We start from the raw sequence: 18,610 nt of genomic DNA on the forward strand, positions 1-18,610 counted from the left end.
CTCGCGCACCGGATGAGCTCCGTGAGCCGGAAGGGGTTCACGGGCCGGACGAGGTCGGCGCCTCCGCTGAGGCCCGGGGGTCTGGCGGGGTCAGCGCCCCGGCAGGGGACGCGCTCACCCTGGAGGCTCCCGAGGACGGCGGGGCGCGCTTCTGGCTGGTCGGGCTCAACCCGGCGGCCAAACTGCTCGCCGCCCTGCTGCTGGGCGTGGGCCTGGTCCCGGCCGTGGACGCCGTCACCGGCGGCACCGTGCTGGCGGGCGTCCTGCTGCTCCTGCCGTTCAGCGGGACCGACCGGCGCACCCTGCTCGTCCTGGGCGGGCCCTTCCTGCTCATGGGGCTCTCCAGCGGACTGGTCAACTACCTGTACGGGGAGCACGGCGCGGAGGGCGCGCTGGGCGCCGCGGTGCGCCTGCTGGCCATCGCCCTGCCCGGACTGCTCGCCGCCGTGAGCAGCGACCCCACGGAGACCGCCGACGGCCTGGTGCAGCGGCTCCGGGTCCCCGAGCGGCCCGCCATGGGCGTGCTGGCGGCGCTGCGGCTCGTCCCGATGCTCGCCGACCAGTGGCGCACGATCACGCTGGCGCGGAGGGCGCGCGGGCTGGAGGCCGGGCGCAACCCGGTCAGGGCGGTCACGCTGTTCTTCGGCCGCCTGTTCGCCCTGCTGGTGCGCTCCATCCGCACCGGGACGCTGCTGGCCGCGGCGATGGACGCGCGCGCCTTCGGGACCGGGCCGCGCACCCGGGCCCGGGAGAGCCGCTGGCGGACCGCGGACACGCTGCTGCTGGCGGGGGCCGCCCTGCTCCTGGCGGCGGCCTACACCCTGTCCGCTCGGCTGGGCACCCTGGTGCTGCTCTTCTCCTGAACCGGGTGGTAAGCAGTTCGGAGACAGTGACGTCCGAGTAGTGAGGGGCAGTGGACCGTGGGCGAGTTCGTGCGTGTGGAGACCGATCCGGACCACCCGGCCGTGGCCGTGATCCGGCTGGACAGGCCGAAGGTGAACGCGCTCAACGCCGCGCTCACCGCGGAGATCGCCGAGGCCGCGACCCGGGTCGCCAAGGACCCGGACGTGCGCGCCGTGGTGGTCTACGGCGGCGAGCGGGTGTTCGTCGCGGGCGCCGACATCAAGGAGATGGCCGACCTCACCGCCGCGCAGATGCTGGGCTACGCGCGCGACCTCCAAAACGCCCTGAACCTGGTGGCCCGCATCCCCAAGCCGGTCGTGGCGGCGGTCACCGGGTACGCGCTCGGCGGCGGCCTGGAACTGGCCCTGGCCGCGGACTTCCGCGTGGCGGGGGCCGGGGCCAGGCTGGGCGTGCCCGAGATCCAGCTCGGCGTCATCCCCGGCGCGGGCGGGACCCAGCGCCTGCCCCGCCTGATCGGTCCCTCGCGGGCCAAGGAGATGATCTTCAGCGGCCGCCACGTGAAGGCGGACGAGGCCCGGGAGATCGGCCTGGTGGACCAGGTCGTCCCGGACGAGGAGGTCTACCGGGCCGCCGTGGCGCTGGTCGCCCGGTACGCCGGGGGACCGGCCGTCGCGCTGGCCGCGGCCAAGGAGGCGGTGGACCGGGGCCTGGAGACTGACCTGGACACCGGTCTGGAGATCGAGCGCCTGCACTTCGCGGGTCTGTTCTCGACCGAGGACCAGAAGGACGGCATGCGCAGCTTCGTCGAGCAGGGACCCGGCAAGGCCGCTTTCAAGGGGCGCTGAAGAGGCGCCGCGCAGAGCTGATCGGGCACCGAAACAGCAGGTCGGGGCGGCGGCACACGGTGCCGTGCCGTCCGTCCCGCCGCCGTTTCGGTGGATTCGAGAACTTTTCGCCCCGCTCGTCGGATCGAACGGTGTCACGGGGGGTTCGGCCGAACGTCCGCATCCGGCCAGTCCGGACGGGAGGGAGGGAACCGCCCACGCCAGTTTTCCGTCATACTCGTGAGGGTCGCCCCCGGACGGACGCGCCGCCTGAACCCCGGACGCCCGGCGGTGCGGAAGCGACCACACGGGCCCGAGACGGGACGAACAAGCCAATGGTGACCCATCCCCCGGCCGTTAAGCTGGACGCGGTGGTATGTGGTCTTTTGAGGGGATGAGTTCTCGATGGCAATGTCGGCAGGTTTCCCCATGGGTGAGGAGCTGCCGGAGCGCATCGGCCACTACGTCATCCGCCGCCGCATCGGGCAGGGCGGCATGGGCGTGGTGTACCAGGCCGAGGACCCCCGGACCGAGCAGTTCGTCGCGGTGAAGGTCCTCAAGCCGGAGGTCGCGGGCGACCAGATCGCCCGGGCCCGCCTCGCCCGCGAGGTCGAGACCATGCGCCGCGTGCACAGCCCCAACGTGGCCGAGGTCATCGAAGCCGACACCCAGGCCGAGCTGCCGTGGGTGGTCACCGAGCACATCCCCGGCCCGACCCTGGACGCCACGGTCACCAACCACGGCCCCCTGCGCGGCCGGGCCCTGACCCGCTTCGTCACCGGCATGGCCCGCGCGATCCGCGACATCCACGCGGTGGACGTGATCCACCGCGACCTCAAGCCCGGCAACGTGATCATCTCCAACGGCGAGCCGATCGTCATCGACTTCGGCATCGCGCACGCGGTGGACGGCGCCAAGCTGACCCAGACCGGCACGTTCGTGGGCACGCCCAGCTACCTGTCCCCGGAGGTCATCGAGGGCACCGACCTGGGCCCGGCCACCGACATCCACGCCTGGGGCGGCACCGTCGCCTTCGCCTCCACCGGCCGCCCGCCCTACGGCGCGGGCACCTTCGAGGTCATCTTCTTCCGCATCCTCAACGGCGAGATCGACATGGACGGGATGCACGAGGCGCTGCGGCCGCTGGTCAACCGCGCCGTCTCCCGCGACATGCGCAGCCGCCCCACGGCGGAGGAACTGCTGGAGGAGGCCAGCCGCCTCAACCTCGACCTGCCCTGGACCGAGGACGCGGGAGGCCGTCCCAGCGGGCTCACCGGCAGCCACACCGTGTACCACCCGACCACGGCCGGGGGCACGGGGGAGGAGCCGGGCAGCGGCGGCCCGGGCGGCGCAGCCGCGGCGGGCGCGGCCGGTGCCGCGCTCGGCGGTGCGGCGGGCTACCTGGCCGGTCGCGCGGCCCAGGGCGACCAGGGCTGGGGTCCCCCGCACACGGGCGGCGGTCCCGCCTCCAGCGCCTGGTCCCCGTCCGGGGACCCCGCGCGCCCGACCTCCGCCGCGCACTCCGGCGGTCTGCTCGACGACCCCGGGTCCACCGACGACCTCTCGGGCGCGGCGAACGGCCGCCGCGTCGACGACCCGGAGTCCACCGACGACCTCTCGGGCGCCCGGCGCGGCTGGGGCGACGAGGACGACGGGCTGCCGGGCACCGAGCGCATCGCCCCGCGCGACGCCGGGGACCCGGACGACCCGCAGGGGACGATGCGGATCAGCCCGGTCCGCGACGAACCGGACGACGCGCTGGGCACGCGTCACATCCAGCCCGACGAGTTCTCCCGCGAGGACCCGCAGGGCACGATGATGATGGACCCGGTGGACCGGGACGGGTACGCCCGGCGCCCCGTCGACGAGCGCGAGGACGAGGGCTACCAGGCCCCGCACACGCAGTTCTTCAACACCCCGCTGCACAAGGGCGACTTCGCCGACATCCTCACCCCGGTGGACGACGGCCGGGGCAGCAACCAGACGCAGGAGTTCGACGAGGACGGGTACGAGGAGCGGCGCGGCGGCCTGCTGGGCCGGTTCCGGCGCGGCGGCAACGACCGGGTGAGCGACTACTTCCAGGACGACTCCGACGAGGAGGGCGAGGAGTACGAGGAGCGGTCGTGGCGGATGCACCCGCTGACGATCCTGCCCATGCTGGTCTCCGTGGCCGGTGTGTCGCTGCTCTTCCCCTGGTTCGGGCTGATCCTGGGCGTCGTGCTCATCGCCGCGCTGGGCGCCCTGGACGTGGTCAAGGCCGAGCACGCCCGCCGCCTCCAGACGCGCGGCCCGCGCAGCTCCGACAACATGGTGGTGGCGCTCAGCTTCCCGTGGGCCTTCGGGCGCATGGCGCTGCGCACGCTCGGCTTCGGGCTGGTCTACCTGCTGGCGGGCATCCTGGTCGGCATGATCTACGCGCGGATCGCGGACGTGCCGGGTCAGGGCGCCAACTACACCGGCGCCTTCGCGATCTTCGTGATGATCCTGCTCAGCTACGTCATGCCGAGCGGGCGCGAGGCGCGGCACCAGGCGGTGTGGCTGGTGCGCCGGGTCCACTACCGCAACCTCTACGTCTACATCGGCGTGTGCATCGGCCTCGTGCTGCTGACCATGCTCATCCTGTCGTTCGGCCTGTCGGCGGCCCCGGACTGGGTGCCGATCGGCGGTCCCTCGGACTGGTTCGACGGACAGTGACCCCCGCCCGGTGGCCGTACGGCTCACCGGGCACCGCGAAGGCCCCGGGCTCCGGCCCGGGGCCTTCGGCGTCTCCGCCGGGCGGGGGAGGCCCCCACCTGTTACCGGTGGTGTGACCGGTTCCGGCGGGATCGGCGGCGACTAGGGTGGGAGCGGGAGGCGGGCGCCCACGACCGGTGTCCGGCGCCGGCGGTCCGGCCCGGGTCGGAGCATCAGCGGCGGACCGGCGGTACAGCGGTGGTTAGGGTTGCCTCAGTCACACCGGGGGCCAGGGGTTGGCCTCCAAGCTACTAGCCAGTAACATCTGGGCTATGAGCACATCGCGGGACCTGCCTGGACGTGAAGGCGGCCCCGCCGTCGGATGACCGAACGGCATTCGGCATTGTTGGCAGTAGGGGGCGCGCCAGCGTCCGGCCGCCGCACGGCGGATCATGGAGTGCAGGGAGGTCGGCCACCGGCCATGAATATTGTCGTTTTGGTCAAGCAGGTCCCGGACACGGCGACCGAGCGGAAGCTCAACCCCGATGACAAGACGCTGGACCGCGCCGCGTCCGACGGTGTCATCAACGAGCTCGACGAGTACGCCATCGAGGAGGCTCTCCAGCTCAAGGAGAAGCACGGCGGCGAGGTCACCATCCTGACGATGGGACCGGACCAGGCCACGGACTCCATCCGCAAGGCCCTGTCGATGGGCGCGGACAAGGCCGTCTTCGTCAACGACGCCGCCCTCCACGGCTCGGACTCGCTCCAGACCGCCTACGCCCTCGCGCAGGCCCTGGGCACCATCGAGTTCGACGTGGTCGTCCTGGGCTCGGAGTCCACCGACGCGCGCACCGGCGTGGTCGGGGCCGCGCTCGCCGAGTACCTCGGCCTGCCGCAGCTCACGTTCGCCCGCAAGGTCGACATCGACGGCAGCACCATCAGGATCCAGCGCCAGACCGACTACGGCTACGACCTCGTCGAGGCCCAGCTCCCGGCGGTCGTCTCCGTGGTCGAGAAGATCAACGAGCCGCGCTACCCGTCCTTCAAGCTCATCATGCAGGCGAAGAAGAAGCCGGTGGACAAGAAGTCCGCCGCCGACGCGGGCATCGACACGGCCAGGGTGGGTCTGGCCAACGCCACCACCGAGACCGTCGACTTCGACGCCGCACCGCCGCGCGCCGCGGGCACGGTGGTCAAGGACGAGGGCGACGGCGCCGCGAAGATCGCCGAGTTCCTCGTCGAGAAGAAGTTCGTCTAGGTCGAACGAGAGACTCAGGGAAGGTTCAAGGGATATGGCTGAGGTCCTCGTCCTCGTCGACCACGTCGACGGACAGGTCAAGAAGGTCACCACCGAGCTGCTGACCGCCGCCCGCCGCATCGGCGAGCCCGCGGCCGTGTGGATCGGTGACGGCGCCGAGACGGGCAGGGGCACCCTGGCCGAGTACGGCGCCGAGAAGGTCTACGTGGCTTCGGCCGAGCTGAACGACCACGTCGTGGCCCCCAAGGCCGAGCTGCTCGCCAAGCTCGCCCAGGACAAGGGCGCCGCCGCCGTCCTGGTCTCGGCCACCGCCGAGAACAAGGAGATCGCGGGCCGCACCGCGGTCAAGCTGGGCTCGGGCGTGCTCACCGACGTCGTGGACGTCAACGCCGAGGTCGTCGCCGAGCACAGCATCTTCGGCGGCACCACCATCACCCACGCCCGCGTGCGCACCGGCGTGCCGGTCGTCGCGGTCCGCCCGAACTCCGTCCCGGCCGAGGCCGCCTCCGGTGCCGCCGCCGAGGAGCAGGTGTCGGTGGAGGTCTCCGACGCCGCGAAGACGGCCAAGGTCGTCGAGCGCGTCCACGAGGAGCAGGGCGAGCGCCCCGAGCTCACCGAGGCCGCCATCGTGGTCTCCGGCGGGCGCGGCGTGGGCTCCGACGACTTCTCGGTCGTGGAGAACCTGGCCGACTCGCTGGGCGCGGCCGTGGGCGCCTCCCGCGCCGCCGTCGACTCCGGCTGGTACCCGAACCAGTTCCAGGTCGGCCAGACCGGTAAGACGGTCAGCCCGAACCTGTACGTGGCCCTGGGCATCTCCGGCGCGATCCAGCACCGCGCGGGCATGCAGACCGCCAAGAACATCGTGGCGATCAACAAGGACCCCGAGGCCCCGATCTTCGAGCTGGCCGACTTCGGCGTCGTGGGCGACCTGCACGCGGTCACCCCGCAGCTGACCGAGGAGATCAACAAGCGCAAGTAGTAGCGCGTTTCGACACGCGAACGCCCGGCCGGGGACCTCCCCGGCCGGGCGTTCGCGTGCCCGGGGGCCGTTTCCGGGCCCGCCGCCCGGGTAGGCGGGCCGCACGGCGGCGAACGGGGGGCCATGGCGACGGAGACCGCGAAGGTGCGCGCGGGACGGCGCGTGGTGGAGGTGCGCAGGCCCGGCAAGCCGCTGTTCGGCGAGGGCGGGGCGACCAAGGAGGACCTGGCGCGGTACCACGCCCGGATCGCCCCCCTGATGCTGCCGCACGTGCGCGACCGGCCGGTGGCCCTGGCGAGATTCCCCGACGGGATCGACGCGCAGGGGTTCTTCGTCAAGCACCCGTCGGTTCCGGACTGGGTGGCCACTGTGGAGACCAGCGGCGGCCGGATGATGCTGTGCCCGGACGCGGCCGCGCTGGTCTGGTGCGCCGACCAGGCTGCGGTCACCCTGCACGCCTGGCAGTCCCGGGAGCCGAGACTGGGCCTGCCCGACCGGATGGTGATCGACCTCGACCCCGCCGGGGACGGCCCCGAGGCCTTCGCCGCCTGCCGCGCCGCGGCGCGGGACGTGCGGGAGGTGCTCGACGACCTGGGCCTGGCCGCCTACGTGATGACCAGCGGCTCCCGGGGCCTGCACGTGCGCTCGCCGCTGCGGCCCGAGGCCGACGACCAGGAGGTCCGCGTGCTGGCGGAGGCGGTCGCGGACCGGGTGGCGGCCCGGCGGCCGGAAGAGCTGACCACCGAGGTGCGCAAAGCCGCGCGCGGGGACCGGTTGTTCGTGGACTACCTGCGCAACGGCCGCGAACAGCTCGCGGTGGTGCCGTACTCGGTGCGGGCCAGGCCGGGCGCGCCCATCGCGGCGCCCCTGACCTGGGAGGACCTGGAGAAGGTGGAGACTGCCCGGGACCTCACGATCGACCTGGAGCGCGAGGAGTGCCCGTTCGCGGGGATGGGCGGGCACGCCCGCTCCCCGCGCCGGGCCCTGGAGCGCTTGGGCTGAGGCGCGCGGGGAATGTCAGGAGTCCGGGGCGCCCTCGGGCTGGACACAGGGTGAGGAGGCGGAGAGTGCCAAGCTGCCGTCTCCCGCCACCTGCACGGTCATCCCGAAAGCGTCCTCCGCGTGTTCGACGGACAGGAACATGTCCTCGGGCCGCAGATCCTCGAACACCTGGTAACCGTTGGAACTCCAGTGCTCGTGGAGCAGTTCGAAGGTGGCGTCGTTGTCCTCGACGGGCAGGCCCCGCACCCAGAACGTCTCGCTGACGGTGACCCGGTCCCTGGACCCGCCGTCCGTGGGGTCATCGCAGGCGGCGACGATGGTTCCGCGCCGTTCCTCCAGTTCCGCCTCCTCCGGGAGCGCGGTCATCGTGTTGTCGATGTGCTCCCGGACCTTCTCCGCGGCCTCGTCCTCGGTCATAGTCGCCTCCGTTCCCGATCCCCCGGACTCGCCGGGGCCACAGCCGGTCGCCACCAGGGCGAGGGCGATAACCCACGCCCACGGTCTGAATCTGATCACGTGCCGCTTCCTATCCCTTATTCCGCCTGCCCCGCGATGACCCTGCCCATGTGGAGCAAGGATTTCGTCCTGGGGTCGAAGTACTCCGAGTGAGCGGGGCCGAGCGGCCAGGAGCCCCCCACACTGCCGGGGTTGGACTCGAACACGTTCGCTCCGAATTCCGGATCGGTCGGGTCCATGCCGTGCGTGAGGCCCGTCAGGTTGGTGATGCCGTCGTTCTCCGCTGTTGAGACGTGCACGTTCTCGGCGGGAAGGTTCAGGTCGGTCACGTGGTCGGCGTTGGTTCCGGGACTGCCCACGAGTATCACTTCGTCCGTGTCGAGTCCGGCGTCGCTCTGCGCGGTGTGCCCGACCACCGTGGAACCGTAACTGTGGCCTATGACGGTGTTGTGGGACGGCGGTCCCTGGTGGGTGGAGCGCAGTCCGTCCTGGAAACTGCTCAGCTCGCTGACCGCGTCCTCCGCCCGTCCTTCGAAGGCTGCCTCGGGAACGTTGGGGGCGTCGTACCCGATCCAGCTGATCACGGAGTGGCTGCCGTTCGGGTCCGCGTTCGTCGCGGACTCCAGGAGGTTGTCTCCTCGGCCGACCTGGTCGTTGATGCTCTCCCAGGTCGTCGTGGTGCCCGGCACCAGGGTCGCCACGTTGTCGGCGGTGTCGGGGTTGCCGTTGGCCACGATCGCCCGTCCGTCGCCCCCGGTGTCCAGAGCCAGCAGGTACCTGTCAGCGCTTTCGTCCTCCAGGCTCTCCCGCAGCTCCTTCAGCTCCTGGAGCTGGTTGTCGAGCGTGTCGTCGTTCGCCATGGCCAAAGCGATCGCGTCGGACCCGTTGCTGCCCCGGGCGGCCGCCTCCCCGATCTCCTCGTCCCGTTCGGCGATCTCCTCCTCGAACCGCTCGATCTCGTCGTCGAGATGGTCGCGGTTCAGTCGGTCGCGCACGGCCGCCGGGATGCCGTCGAGCTCGCGCAGCAGCTCGGGATGGTCCCGCACGGCCTGGTCCTGCTCCTCCTCGGTCATCGAGGTCCACCACAGGTTGACGACGGACGGGTGCTCGTCACCGCTCAGCTCGTCCGGGACCATGCTGGGGACCGCGTCACCGAAGTAGGACAGCTGGCCGCCGGTGAGCAGGGACGACTCGATCAGACGCTCCAGGCTGTCCTGGCTGGGGCCGTCGCGCAGGTCCCTCTCGGTCTGCTCGGCCTGCTCCATCAGGGTTTCCCAGTGCCCGGAGTGCTCGGAGAGCAGTTCCGCGCGCAGCGTTTCCAGCTGGGCGACCTTCATCCCCTCACGGGTTCCCTCACCGAGGATGGAGCCGCTCCCCTCGGAGGCGCCGACGGCCGCTTCGGCGTCGGCCTTCTCCTCCTCCCAGCGGGTCTCCAGCTTGGCGCGCTCGGCACGGTAGGTCTCGATGTCGAGCCCCCACTGGCGCAGGACCGCCGCGCCGTAGGTCAGGGAAGCGGCGGCCTCCTGCCAGGAGGACAGTTCCTGGGACGAACTGGAGACGATGTTCCAGGCGACGAGGTCGGTGAACTCCCCGGCGGAGGACCGGAACCGGCTGTGGGTGCCCTCGGACTGGCCGAGCATGTTCTGTCGGACGGCGTCGAGCTGGTCGGCGCCCGTCTCGATGGCGCCGACGTCGGCGGCGATGTCCTCGGGCAGACCGAGGGACATGGAGGAGAGGTCGCTCACGGCAGGGGTCTCCGCGGTTGGTGGGGGCGGGGGACAGGGGTCAGAAGTTGATCTGGATGTCGAGGGACTCCAGACCCTCCTGGTACTCCTCGGCGTTCTCGTGGTCGGTGTCGGTGATGGCCAGGTCGGCGCCCTGCACGTTCTGCGCCAGGTTGATGCCGTTCTGGGCGACCCTCCGGATGTGCTCCATGGTGTCGAGGCCGTAGTCGTCCAGACCGCCCGTCACGTGCTCGGACACGGCTCCCGTCAGGCCTTCGACGGCGGCCTCGAAGTCGGTGCCGAGGAAGACCATCGCCTCGGCCAGGGCTTCGGCCTCCTGGGCCTCGGACATGGCGTCGACGGGGTTGACGCCGGTCGAACCGGACACGGGAACTCCAGAGGGTGAAAGAGGGGTATCGGAGAGGAAGGTTACAACAGGTGCGTAAGAGCCTCCGGGAGGGGGCGGCCGCCCTTCGCGGTGATCCCTGTGCGTTCCTACCTGCGGTAACAGCGCTGAAGCGAACGAGAGGCCATTCAGACTCGTCTTTGTCCGCATGTGGTCAGGCCGTGCCGCGGGCGGGGCCCGCGCGGCGCGCGGACGACGGCCCCTGGTGGTGTGGCCCTCGGGTTTCGGGGAAGGAATCCCAGCTCAGACACCGGCAGTCGACCGCGGGGGAGTCCCATGGAGGGCATCGGGGCCCAGATCGGCCTCGTCCTGGTCCTGGTCGTGGTGAACGCCGTGTTCGCGGGCAGCGAGATCGCCCTGATCACGCTGCGGGAGGGGCAGATCAGGCGGCTGGAGGAGCGCGGCCCGGGTGGGCGCGCGGTGGCCCGGCTGGCCCGCGACCCCAACCGGTTCCTGGCCACCATCCAGATCGGCATCACCCTCGCGGGCTTCCTCGCCTCCGCCACCGCCGCCGTCTCCCTGGCCCGGCCGCTGGTCGAGCCGCTGGGCTTCCTCGGCTCCTACGCGGCCCCGGTGTCGGTCGTGCTGGTCACCGTCGTGCTCACCTTCGTCACCCTGGTCCTGGGCGAACTCGCGCCCAAGCGCATCGCCATGCAGCGCGCCGAGCCCTGGGCACTGCTCGTGGCCCGCCCGCTCAACGCGCTGGCGCTGCTCTCGCGCCCCGCGATCTGGCTTCTCAGCGCCTCCACCGACCTGGTCGTCCGGCTCGGCGGGCTCGACCCGCACGGCGCCAGGGAGGAGGCCACCGAGGAGGAGCTGCGCGACATGATCGAGGCCCAGGGCCATATGACCCCCGAACAACGCACCATCCTCTCCGGGGCCTTCGACATCACCGGGCGGACGCTGCGCCAGGTCCTGGTCCCGCGTCCCGACGTGGACACCGTCCCGGCCGACCTGCCCGCGTGCGAGGCGGCCCTGCTCCTGGCCGAGCACGGCCACTCGCGCGCCCCGGTGGTCGGCCGGGACGACGTGGACGACGTCGTCGGCGTGGTGCACTGGTCCGACCTCCTGCGGGGCGAGGGCGCGGCCCGGGAGCTGGCCCGCGAACCGCTGCTGCTGCCCGACTCGCTGACGGTCTCCGCCGCCCTGCACCGGCTCACCGTCGAACGCCAGCAGCTGGCCGTCGTGATCGGTGAGAGCGGCGAGGTCAGCGGCATCGTCAGCCTGGAGGACCTGCTGGAGGAGGTCGTCGGCGAGATCTACGACGAGACCGACACCGACGAGCGCGCCCCCGCCCGGCTGGACGGCGGCGCCCTGCGCCTGCCCGGCGTGTACCCCGTCCACGAGCTGGAGGACCTCGGCGTCGTCCTCACCGACCGGCCCCGGGGCAGTTACGTGACCGTCGCCGGGATGGTCCTGGTCCTGCTCGGCCACATCCCCGACGAGCCCGGGGAGAGCGTGGACCTGGGCGGCTGGACGGCCACGGTCACCGAGGCCGACGGCCGCGTCGTCAGCGAACTCCTGCTCACCCCCGCCCGCTGAGGACACCGGGCGACAAGGGCGGTCTCGGAGTCGCTGAACAGTTGGCCAAGAGGCGGCAAGTCCCGTTGCCCGCGCCCCGGGCAGGGGTGACCGTGGCACCAGTGACGCCGAAGCAGGGGAGGGCCGATGCACGCGGACCGCAGGCCGGACGCCTACACGGGACTGGACCGGATGCCGATCGGGGACCAGTGGCGGCACGGGTCGTCCGGGAGCGTCGTCCAGGACGTGGACCCCTACGACGACACGGTCCTGACCGAGTTCCGCCTGGCCGACGAGGGCGACGTGGACCTGGCCTACCGCGAGGCGCAGCGGGCGTGGCCGGGCTGGGCCGCGACCCCCGCCGCCGAGCGCGCCGAGGTCTTCGTCCGCGCCCTGCGCGTCCTGGACGCGCGCCGCGAGGAGATCGTCGACTGGCTGGTCCACGAGGCCGGGGCGATCCGCGAGCGCGCCGAGTTCGAGTGGGGGCTGGTGCGCAGCGGCATGGTCGAGGTGACCTCCTACCCCACGCGGGTCATGGGCCGGATCCTGCCCGGCATCACCCCGGGCAAGGAGAACCGTGTCTACCGCGAACCCCTCGGCGTGGTCACGGTGATCAGCCCGTGGAACTTCCCGTTCCAGCTCTCCCACCGCTCCCTCGCGCCCGCCGTCGCCCTCGGCAACACCGTGGTCCTCAAACCCGCCGAGAACACCCCGGTCACGGGCGGGCTGCTGCTCGCCCGGATCTACGAGGAGGCCGGACTGCCGCCCGGGGTGGTCAACGTGGTCGTCGGCAGGGGCGGTGAGATCGGCGACGCCCTGGCCACCCACGAGCTCTGCCGGATGATCTCGTTCACCGGTTCCACCGAGGTCGGCCGCCACATCGCCCGGCAGGCCCCGCTCACCAGGCGCGCGCTCGAACTCGGCGGCAACGGGCCGCTGGTGGTGCTGGAGGACGCCGACCTCGACCTGGCCGCGGACGCCGCCGTGTTCGGCTCCTACTACCACCAGGGCCAGATCTGCATGGCCACGAACCGGGTCGTGGCCACCGCCGCCGTCCACGACGAGCTGGTCGAGCGGATGCTCGTGCGCGCCCGGGCGCTGCGGGTGGGCGACCCCTCCGACCCCGCCACCCGGATCGGCCCCGTCATCGACGACGAGCACTGCGCGGGCGTGCGGGACGTGGTGGAGCGCTCCGTCGAGCAGGGCGCACGGCTCCTGCTGTCCGGCGAACCGACCGGCCCGGCGGGCAGGGTCCTGCCGCCCCACCTGCTGCTGGCCGACAACAGCGCGCCGAGCGCGGCCGAGGAGGTGTTCGGCCCGGTGGCCACGGTCATCCGCGCGGAGGGGGAGGAGGACGCGCTGCGCATCGCCAACGACACCGAGTACGGGCTGTCCAGCGCGGTGCACACCCGCGACGCCGAGCGGGGGGTGCGCTTCGCCCGCCGCCTGAGGGCGGGCATGACGCACGTCAACGACTCCACGCTCAACGACGAGGCCAACACCGCCTTCGGCGGCGAGAACCACTCCGGGATCGGCCGGTTCGGCGGCGAGTGGGCGATGGAGGAGTTCACCGCCGACCACTGGGTCAGCCTCCAGCACACGCGCCGCAGGATGCCGTTCGGCCCGGAGTGAGCGGGCCCGGACCTCCGGTTTCCTTCGCCGCGACCCCGTACCCGTGGCGGGCCCCGACCGTCCGACCCCGCCAGGAGCACGCGACCGTCGCGGGTCGGAGCCTCATCTGCCCCACCGGCCAGAACCCGGGCCCGCCGGTCAGCGCCTGCGCAGGACCAGCAGCAGGTTCCAGGTGACGACCTCGCGCAGCAGCGGCACCCGTACGACCGGCCTGGCCCATCCGGGCAGGTAGCGGGGGCGCACGTCCACCACGTCCACGTCGGTGCGCCCGCGCGTCCAGCGCAGCATCTCCCCGGCGTGCGCGGCGTACATGGTGCGGCCGAAGTCGTTCTTGGGACGGCGGCCGTGGCGCCGCGCGAACCGCTCCGCCGCGTACGCGCCGCCCAGGTAGTGCCACGGCGAGGTCTCGTGCCCGCCCCACGGGGACAGCCACAGCGTGTACGACAGGTACACCAGCCCTCCCGGCCGGGTCACCCGCACCATCTCGTCGGCCATCCGCGTCCGGTCCGGCACGTGCTCCAGCACGTTGGAGGAGAAGCACACGTCCACCGAACCGCTGCGCAGCGGCAGGTCCAGGGCGCTGCCCTGGACGCCGTACGCGTCGGCGTCGCGCCCGTGCAGCGTCATCTCGTGGGCGTCGGCGTCCACGCACAGGCAGCGGGCCCCGGCCGCCCTCAGCTCGTCGGCGAAGTAGCCCGGGCCGCCGCCCACGTCCACCACGAGCCTGCCGTCCAGGGGCGTGTAGGAGCGCAGCTGGGCGACGGTGTCGCGGGCGAGCGTGCCGTAGAAGAACGCCGGGTCGGTCTGCTCCACGCGGAAGGCGGTGAACAGCCGCACCGACCGGCCCAGGGTGGCGCGGAAGGGGACGGTGCCCTCCTCGGCGGCGTTCGCGGTCACGTGCCCGCCTCCGACACCACGAAGTGGCGCAGGTGGCGCCAGTGGTCGCCGCCCCAGTACTCGTCGGAGGCGGCGATCCGGCCGCCCGGGACCAGCTCGGCGATCCGCTCGGTGCGCAGGGTGTGCATCCGCATCGGCGCCGGGTAGCGCAGCAGCACCCGCTGGGCGAGGGCCACCAGCGGCCACGGCGCGTACCGGAACACCAGCCCCTTGAAGGTGCGCCGCTCGGACTCGGGCACGCCCAGCACCATGGCCCCGCCGGGGCGCAGCACCCGCGCGAACTCGCGCACGTAGCCCTCGGCCAGGACGGGAGGCAGGTGCTGGAGGACCAGGTCGGTGTAGACCAGGTCGAAGGAGGCGTCCCCGAACACCGACAGGTCCGGGCGCTCGTTCAGCACGAACTCGATCCGCCCCCCGGAGCGGTCCAGGCGGCGGGCCTCCTCCAGCATCGGCGCGGAGATGTCCACCCCCACGACCTCGGGGAAGTGCGCGGCCAGGGCGTTGGACAGCCGTCCCGCGCCGCACCCGAAGTCCAGCACCCGGCCCCCCTCGGGGCGGATGCCCAGCTCCTCCAGGCGGGCGACGGACGGGTCGATGTCGGCCCGTCCGGAGGCGAGGAACTCGTCGTCGTCCCAGCCGCCGCCCCTCTTGGCGGGGTCCACGCACACCGCCCACAGGGGTTCGGTGGAACCCAGCCGCGTCCAGTCGCGGCGGACCTGTTCGAGTCCCACCCGCATCACCTCCACGGTGCTCGCGACCCGCCGGAACACAGCACCTGGATCGTGTTCCTGTTCCGGGCATCCAGGCCGGGAAGGCCTGCGACAAGGGTCCAGGGAAAAAGTGGAACGTGTTGTATTCTGGCACCCCTTCTCCGGATCGGCCAACTACGGCGGGAGAGATGCCGATGCCGCCTGTTCCCCCCACCGCGCGCGGGCACGACGGTCCGGGCGCCGAGGCCGCGCGGCCCGGCCCGGTCGGGGCACCCAGGGTACGCCGCCCCTCTGAGGAACCCCCCGGGAAGGGCCCCGGCCCCGGCGGAACGGTCCGCGCCGCGTGGGCTGCCGCCCGCCGCCTGGCCCGCGACCGGCTGGCCCTCGTGGGGTTGGCGGTGGTGCTGGGGGCCGTGGGGCTGCGGGCCTACGTCCTGGGCGAGTCCTACTTCGTGGAGGACGACTACCTCTTCTTCGCCAACGCCCACGCCAGCGACCTGGGGCCGGACTACCTGCTCACCCTGCACAAGGGCCACCTGATGCCCGGGGCGCTGTTCCTCGTCTACCTCCAGACCGCCCTGTGGCCCTACGAGTGGTGGGTCAGCGCGGGCACCATGCTCGCCCTCCAGGCCGCCGCGCTGGTGGGGTTCCTGCGCCTGGTGTGGGAGCTGTTCGGCCGCCGCTGGGCGCTGCTCGTCCCGCTGACCGTGTACGCGCTGGCACCGCTGACCGTGCCCGTGCTGGGCTGGTGGTCGGCGGCGCTCAACGCGGTACCCCTCCAGCTGGCCCTGGTGCTCGCCGTGCTGTGGACCGTGCGCTACCTGCGCACGGACGACCACCGCCTGGCCTGGCGGGCGGGCGGCGCCGTCGTGTTCGGCATGCTGTTCACGGTCAAGGCGATGTTCCTGCCACCGGTGCTGTTCGCCGTGGCCGTCGCCCACCTCTACCCCGGCGGACTCGTCGCCGGGGCCCGGCGGGCGTGGGCCCTGCACCGCCCGTTCTGGACGGCGATGGGCGCGCTGCTGGCCGCCTACGCGGTGTTCTACCTGGTGCGGATGCGCGCGGCCGGGGGCGGGGAGGGCGCGGGCGTGCCCCAGAGCGAGCCCGCCCTGACGATGCTGCGCGGACTGCTCACCGAGGTGTTCCCGGTCGGCGCCCTGGGCGGACCCCTGGAGTGGGGCCCGGTCACCCCGACCGGCGGCCTGGTCGACGTGCCGGGCGTGACCGTGCTGGCCGCCTGGGCGGTCTTCGCCGTGATCGTGCTGGTCAGCCTGCGGATGCGGCGCGGGGCGTGGCGGGCCTGGGCGCTGCTGCTGGCCTACCTGGTGGTCGTGGACGTCATTCCGACGATCATCGCGCGCGGCCGGTTCCAGGACGTGGCCGCCGCCGACCCCCGGTACGTGGCGGACGCGGCGCTGGTGTTCGCCCTGTGCCTGGCCCTGGCCTACCTGCCCACCAGGGAGGAGCGGGCGCGCGCCCTGGTCGGCGGCGCCTCGTCGGCCCCGGTGGGCGGGGAGCCCTACCGCGTGCGGCCCCGGTGCGCCGCCCGGGTCGCGGCCGCGCTGGCGACGGCGGTGTACGCGGTGGCGGCGGGCTACTCCACCCACGCCTACGCGCAGACACTGAGCGGCGACCGCCTCCAGTGGTACCTGGACACGGTGCGCACGGCGCTGGCGGACGTCCCGGAGGAGGGCGGCCTGTACGCGCGCCCGGTCCCCGAGGACGTGGTCCTGGAGTGGAACGGCCAGCGCCGCCTGAGCTCGTGGGTGCTGCCGCCGCTGGCGTCGGACGACGTGGCCGAGCGGATGGCCGCGCCCGAGGAGGCCGCCACCGCGTACGTGTTCAACGACGCCGGGTTCCTGGTCCCGGCGCGGCCCTCCGACGACAGCGACATGTTCGCCCCCGGGCCCGCGGACGAGTGCCTGGAGCCCTGGGAGGGGCTGGTGTCCTGGCCGGTGCAGGCGCACGGCGGCGTCGCCCAGGTCGTCACGCTCGGCTACACGGCCGAGGAGGACGTCGGCGTGGTGGTGGCCCTGGGCGACGACTGGATCGAGGTCGAACTGCCCGCCGCGGAGGAGAACGGCACCTGGTACGTGCCCGCGGGCGCCCCCGGCGAGCAGCTGTCGGTGTTCGTGCCCGAGGACCCCGAGGACCGGGGCGGGCTGTGCCTGAACTGGGTGTCGGTGGGCGGTATGGCGCCGACGGTGGAGGGCAACCCGTGGGCGCCCGAGGAGGACGACCGGGCCGGGAGCTAGGCGGAGGACCGTCCGCGGGAGAGGCGCTGGGACCATCGGCGGCTGGGCTCCTCCACCCACCGGTGGCTCGCGGCGGCCAGCAGCACGGTCCCGATCGTCACCGGCACCGCGTCCAGCCAGAACGACCCGGTGAAGATCTCCTGGCCGGTGAAGTCGCGCCACAGGTAGAGCACCATGAACTGCCACAGGAACACGCCGTAGGAGATCCGCCCCAGGAACTGGCACACCCGGTGCCGCAGCAGCGAGTCCAGCCACCGGCCCCCGCGCCAGGCCCGCGCCTCCCGCAGCGGGAGGGCGGGCCCCGCCGGGCGCGGCGCCAGCGCGCACGGGGCGATCAGGAAGAACGCGAACCCGATCCCGGCCAGCGAGTCCACGGCCGAGGTCCAGATGTCGCCGGAGCCGATGAAGCGGCCGCCGGAGGCCTCGGTGGCCTTCAGGGCGAAGAACCCGCCCGCGACCAGCCAGCACACCCCGGGAGAGGAGCCCAGGGTCCGGCACAGGCGGCGCACCGGGCCGTCGGCGCCGGGTTCGCGCCAGGCCCACTCCGAGAGCACGGCCAGCGCCATGCCGACGGCGAACAGGCCCGCAGCACGGGGCAGCCAGGCGTGCATGTACTCGCGGGGCTCGGGATAGAACTGCGGGACCAGCGCGGCCAGGCCCAGCAGCGCCATGACCCCCAGGCCCGCGAGCAGCCGCCGGCCCCGGGCGTCCACGCTCCGGCCGCCGCGCGCCCACAGCGCCAGGACCAGACCGAACAGCGGGAGCAGCAGGTAGAAGCTGACCTCCACCGACAGGCTCCACATCTGGCCGAGGCCGTAGGGGCCGGTGCCCACCCACGGCGGGTCGGTGTTGAAGGGGAAGGTGAGGGTCAGGACCTCCCACCAGTACCGGAGCGAGCCGAGTTCGTCGCGGGAGTAGACGAGCAGTGCCGTCACGGCCACCAGCCAGTAGGCGGGCAGGACGCGCACGGCGCGGCGCCACAGGTAGGGGCGGGCGCGCGGCCCGCGCGTCCCGTCCAGGGCCGCGCGGGCCCAGGGGCGGTACAGCAGCACGCCCGAGAGCGCGAAGAACAGCGGCACGGCCACGTCGAAGGCGGACAGCAGGCCGCCCAGCACCCCCGGCGCCAGGGAGTCGCCGGTCTCGGTGGCCACGTGGAACACCAGGACCATCAGGGCGGCCACGGCGCGGACGCCGTCGAGGGACTCGTGGCGGCCGTCGACCTGCGGCAGCACCAGCGAGGGATCGGGGGTGCGCGCGCTGGCGAAGTGGGCACCGGCGGCGGGGTCCCCGGGCGCGGAGGAGGAGGTGGGCGCCATGGGCCTTCCCGGACTGGGTGGAGGGAGGAACGAGTAACACTAGAACGCGTTATAAAAATTTCGACACGCCCTGGTGACGTCGTTCGCTAC

The 18,610-nt window shown here is 72.8% G+C and carries 15 protein-coding genes; 9 read left to right on the top strand and 6 right to left on the bottom strand.

What is annotated here, in order from left to right:
- Window positions 1–119: 119 nt before the first annotated feature.
- The 6 genes from UIS43_RS22845 (at window position 120) to ligD (ending at window position 7,603) form a co-directional block, all read left to right on the top strand.
- Entirely contained in the window at window positions 120–863 is a 744-nt protein-coding gene (locus tag UIS43_RS22845; protein WP_041553023.1) for an energy-coupling factor transporter transmembrane protein EcfT, read from the top strand.
- A 57-nt stretch (window positions 864–920) separates the two neighbouring features.
- Complete coding sequence (locus UIS43_RS22850) at window positions 921–1,709, top strand: enoyl-CoA hydratase/isomerase family protein (RefSeq protein ID WP_013151310.1); 789 nt, start codon at window positions 921–923, stop codon at window positions 1,707–1,709.
- Window positions 1,710–2,117: 408 nt separating this feature from the next.
- Entirely contained in the window at window positions 2,118–4,382 is a 2,265-nt protein-coding gene (locus tag UIS43_RS22855; protein ID WP_013151311.1) for a protein kinase, read from the top strand.
- Between the two features lie 460 nt (window positions 4,383–4,842).
- On the top strand, window positions 4,843–5,622 hold the full coding sequence (locus UIS43_RS22860; protein ID WP_013151312.1) for an electron transfer flavoprotein subunit beta/FixA family protein: 780 nt from the start codon (window positions 4,843–4,845) through the stop codon (window positions 5,620–5,622).
- Between the two features lie 34 nt (window positions 5,623–5,656).
- Window positions 5,657–6,601, top strand: coding sequence for an electron transfer flavoprotein subunit alpha/FixB family protein (locus UIS43_RS22865; RefSeq protein WP_013151313.1), 945 nt, complete (start codon window positions 5,657–5,659; stop codon window positions 6,599–6,601).
- A gap of 123 nt (window positions 6,602–6,724) precedes the next feature.
- Window positions 6,725–7,603: a non-homologous end-joining DNA ligase gene (gene ligD / locus UIS43_RS22870; RefSeq protein ID WP_370011661.1), complete on the top strand. Its 879-nt coding sequence runs from the start codon at window positions 6,725–6,727 to the stop codon at window positions 7,601–7,603.
- A 15-nt stretch (window positions 7,604–7,618) separates the two neighbouring features.
- Here the strand turns inward: ligD and UIS43_RS22875 are convergent, their stop codons facing one another.
- The 3 genes from UIS43_RS22875 to UIS43_RS22885 form a co-directional block, all read right to left on the bottom strand.
- The gene (locus UIS43_RS22875) at window positions 7,619–8,020 is read right to left on the bottom strand and encodes a hypothetical protein (RefSeq protein ID WP_174547120.1); all 402 of its coding nucleotides are present in this window, start codon (window positions 8,018–8,020) and stop codon (window positions 7,619–7,621) included.
- 116 nt (window positions 8,021–8,136) lie between these two features.
- The gene (locus UIS43_RS22880; protein WP_117198315.1) at window positions 8,137–9,804 is read right to left on the bottom strand and encodes an alpha/beta hydrolase; all 1,668 of its coding nucleotides are present in this window, start codon (window positions 9,802–9,804) and stop codon (window positions 8,137–8,139) included.
- A gap of 40 nt (window positions 9,805–9,844) precedes the next feature.
- Window positions 9,845–10,171, bottom strand: coding sequence for a hypothetical protein (locus UIS43_RS22885; protein ID WP_013151317.1), 327 nt, complete (start codon window positions 10,169–10,171; stop codon window positions 9,845–9,847).
- Between the two features lie 294 nt (window positions 10,172–10,465).
- Here UIS43_RS22885 and UIS43_RS22890 point away from each other — a divergent pair, with 294 nt between their 5' ends.
- On the top strand, window positions 10,466–11,731 hold the full coding sequence (locus UIS43_RS22890; protein WP_358170984.1) for a hemolysin family protein: 1,266 nt from the start codon (window positions 10,466–10,468) through the stop codon (window positions 11,729–11,731).
- Window positions 11,732–11,857: 126 nt separating this feature from the next.
- A complete protein-coding gene (locus UIS43_RS22895) occupies window positions 11,858–13,342 on the top strand; it encodes an aldehyde dehydrogenase family protein (RefSeq protein WP_013151319.1) in 1,485 nt (494 codons plus the stop codon).
- Window positions 13,343–13,480: 138 nt separating this feature from the next.
- Here UIS43_RS22895 and UIS43_RS22900 read toward each other — a convergent pair whose 3' ends face one another.
- Window positions 13,481–14,239, bottom strand: coding sequence for a class I SAM-dependent methyltransferase (locus tag UIS43_RS22900; protein ID WP_013151320.1), 759 nt, complete (start codon window positions 14,237–14,239; stop codon window positions 13,481–13,483).
- Window positions 14,236–14,970, bottom strand: coding sequence for a class I SAM-dependent methyltransferase (locus tag UIS43_RS22905; protein WP_331998136.1), 735 nt, complete (start codon window positions 14,968–14,970; stop codon window positions 14,236–14,238). Before UIS43_RS22905 ends, UIS43_RS22900 begins: the two co-directional genes overlap by 4 nt.
- Before the next feature lie 173 nt (window positions 14,971–15,143).
- Between UIS43_RS22905 and UIS43_RS22910 the strand changes: the two genes are divergently transcribed.
- Window positions 15,144–17,204: a hypothetical protein gene (locus UIS43_RS22910; RefSeq protein ID WP_358170988.1), complete on the top strand. Its 2,061-nt coding sequence runs from the start codon at window positions 15,144–15,146 to the stop codon at window positions 17,202–17,204.
- Here UIS43_RS22910 and UIS43_RS22915 read toward each other — a convergent pair.
- Entirely contained in the window at window positions 17,201–18,520 is a 1,320-nt protein-coding gene (locus UIS43_RS22915) for an acyltransferase (protein ID WP_013151323.1), read from the bottom strand. The genes UIS43_RS22910 and UIS43_RS22915 overlap by 4 nt on opposite strands.
- Window positions 18,521–18,610 lie beyond the last annotated feature (90 nt).

The organism is Nocardiopsis sp. LDBS0036 (assembly GCF_041228755.1).
In the GTDB taxonomy this organism is placed as follows: Bacteria; Actinomycetota; Actinomycetes; order Streptosporangiales; family Streptosporangiaceae; genus Nocardiopsis; species Nocardiopsis dassonvillei.

Coding starts and splice junctions, on each gene's coding strand:
- UIS43_RS22875 (WP_174547120.1), bottom strand. CDS start 8,020: ATGACCGAGGACGAGGCCGCGGAGAAGGTCCGGGAGCACATCGACAAC.
- UIS43_RS22915 (WP_013151323.1), bottom strand. CDS start 18,520: ATGGCGCCCACCTCCTCCTCCGCGCCCGGGGACCCCGCCGCCGGTGCC.
- UIS43_RS22895 (WP_013151319.1), top strand. CDS start 11,858: ATGCACGCGGACCGCAGGCCGGACGCCTACACGGGACTGGACCGGATG.
- UIS43_RS22860 (WP_013151312.1), top strand. CDS start 4,843: ATGAATATTGTCGTTTTGGTCAAGCAGGTCCCGGACACGGCGACCGAG.
- UIS43_RS22910 (WP_358170988.1), top strand. CDS start 15,144: ATGCCGCCTGTTCCCCCCACCGCGCGCGGGCACGACGGTCCGGGCGCC.
- ligD (WP_370011661.1), top strand. CDS start 6,725: ATGGCGACGGAGACCGCGAAGGTGCGCGCGGGACGGCGCGTGGTGGAG.
- UIS43_RS22855 (WP_013151311.1), top strand. CDS start 2,118: ATGGGTGAGGAGCTGCCGGAGCGCATCGGCCACTACGTCATCCGCCGC.
- UIS43_RS22865 (WP_013151313.1), top strand. CDS start 5,657: ATGGCTGAGGTCCTCGTCCTCGTCGACCACGTCGACGGACAGGTCAAG.
- UIS43_RS22890 (WP_358170984.1), top strand. CDS start 10,466: ATGGAGGGCATCGGGGCCCAGATCGGCCTCGTCCTGGTCCTGGTCGTG.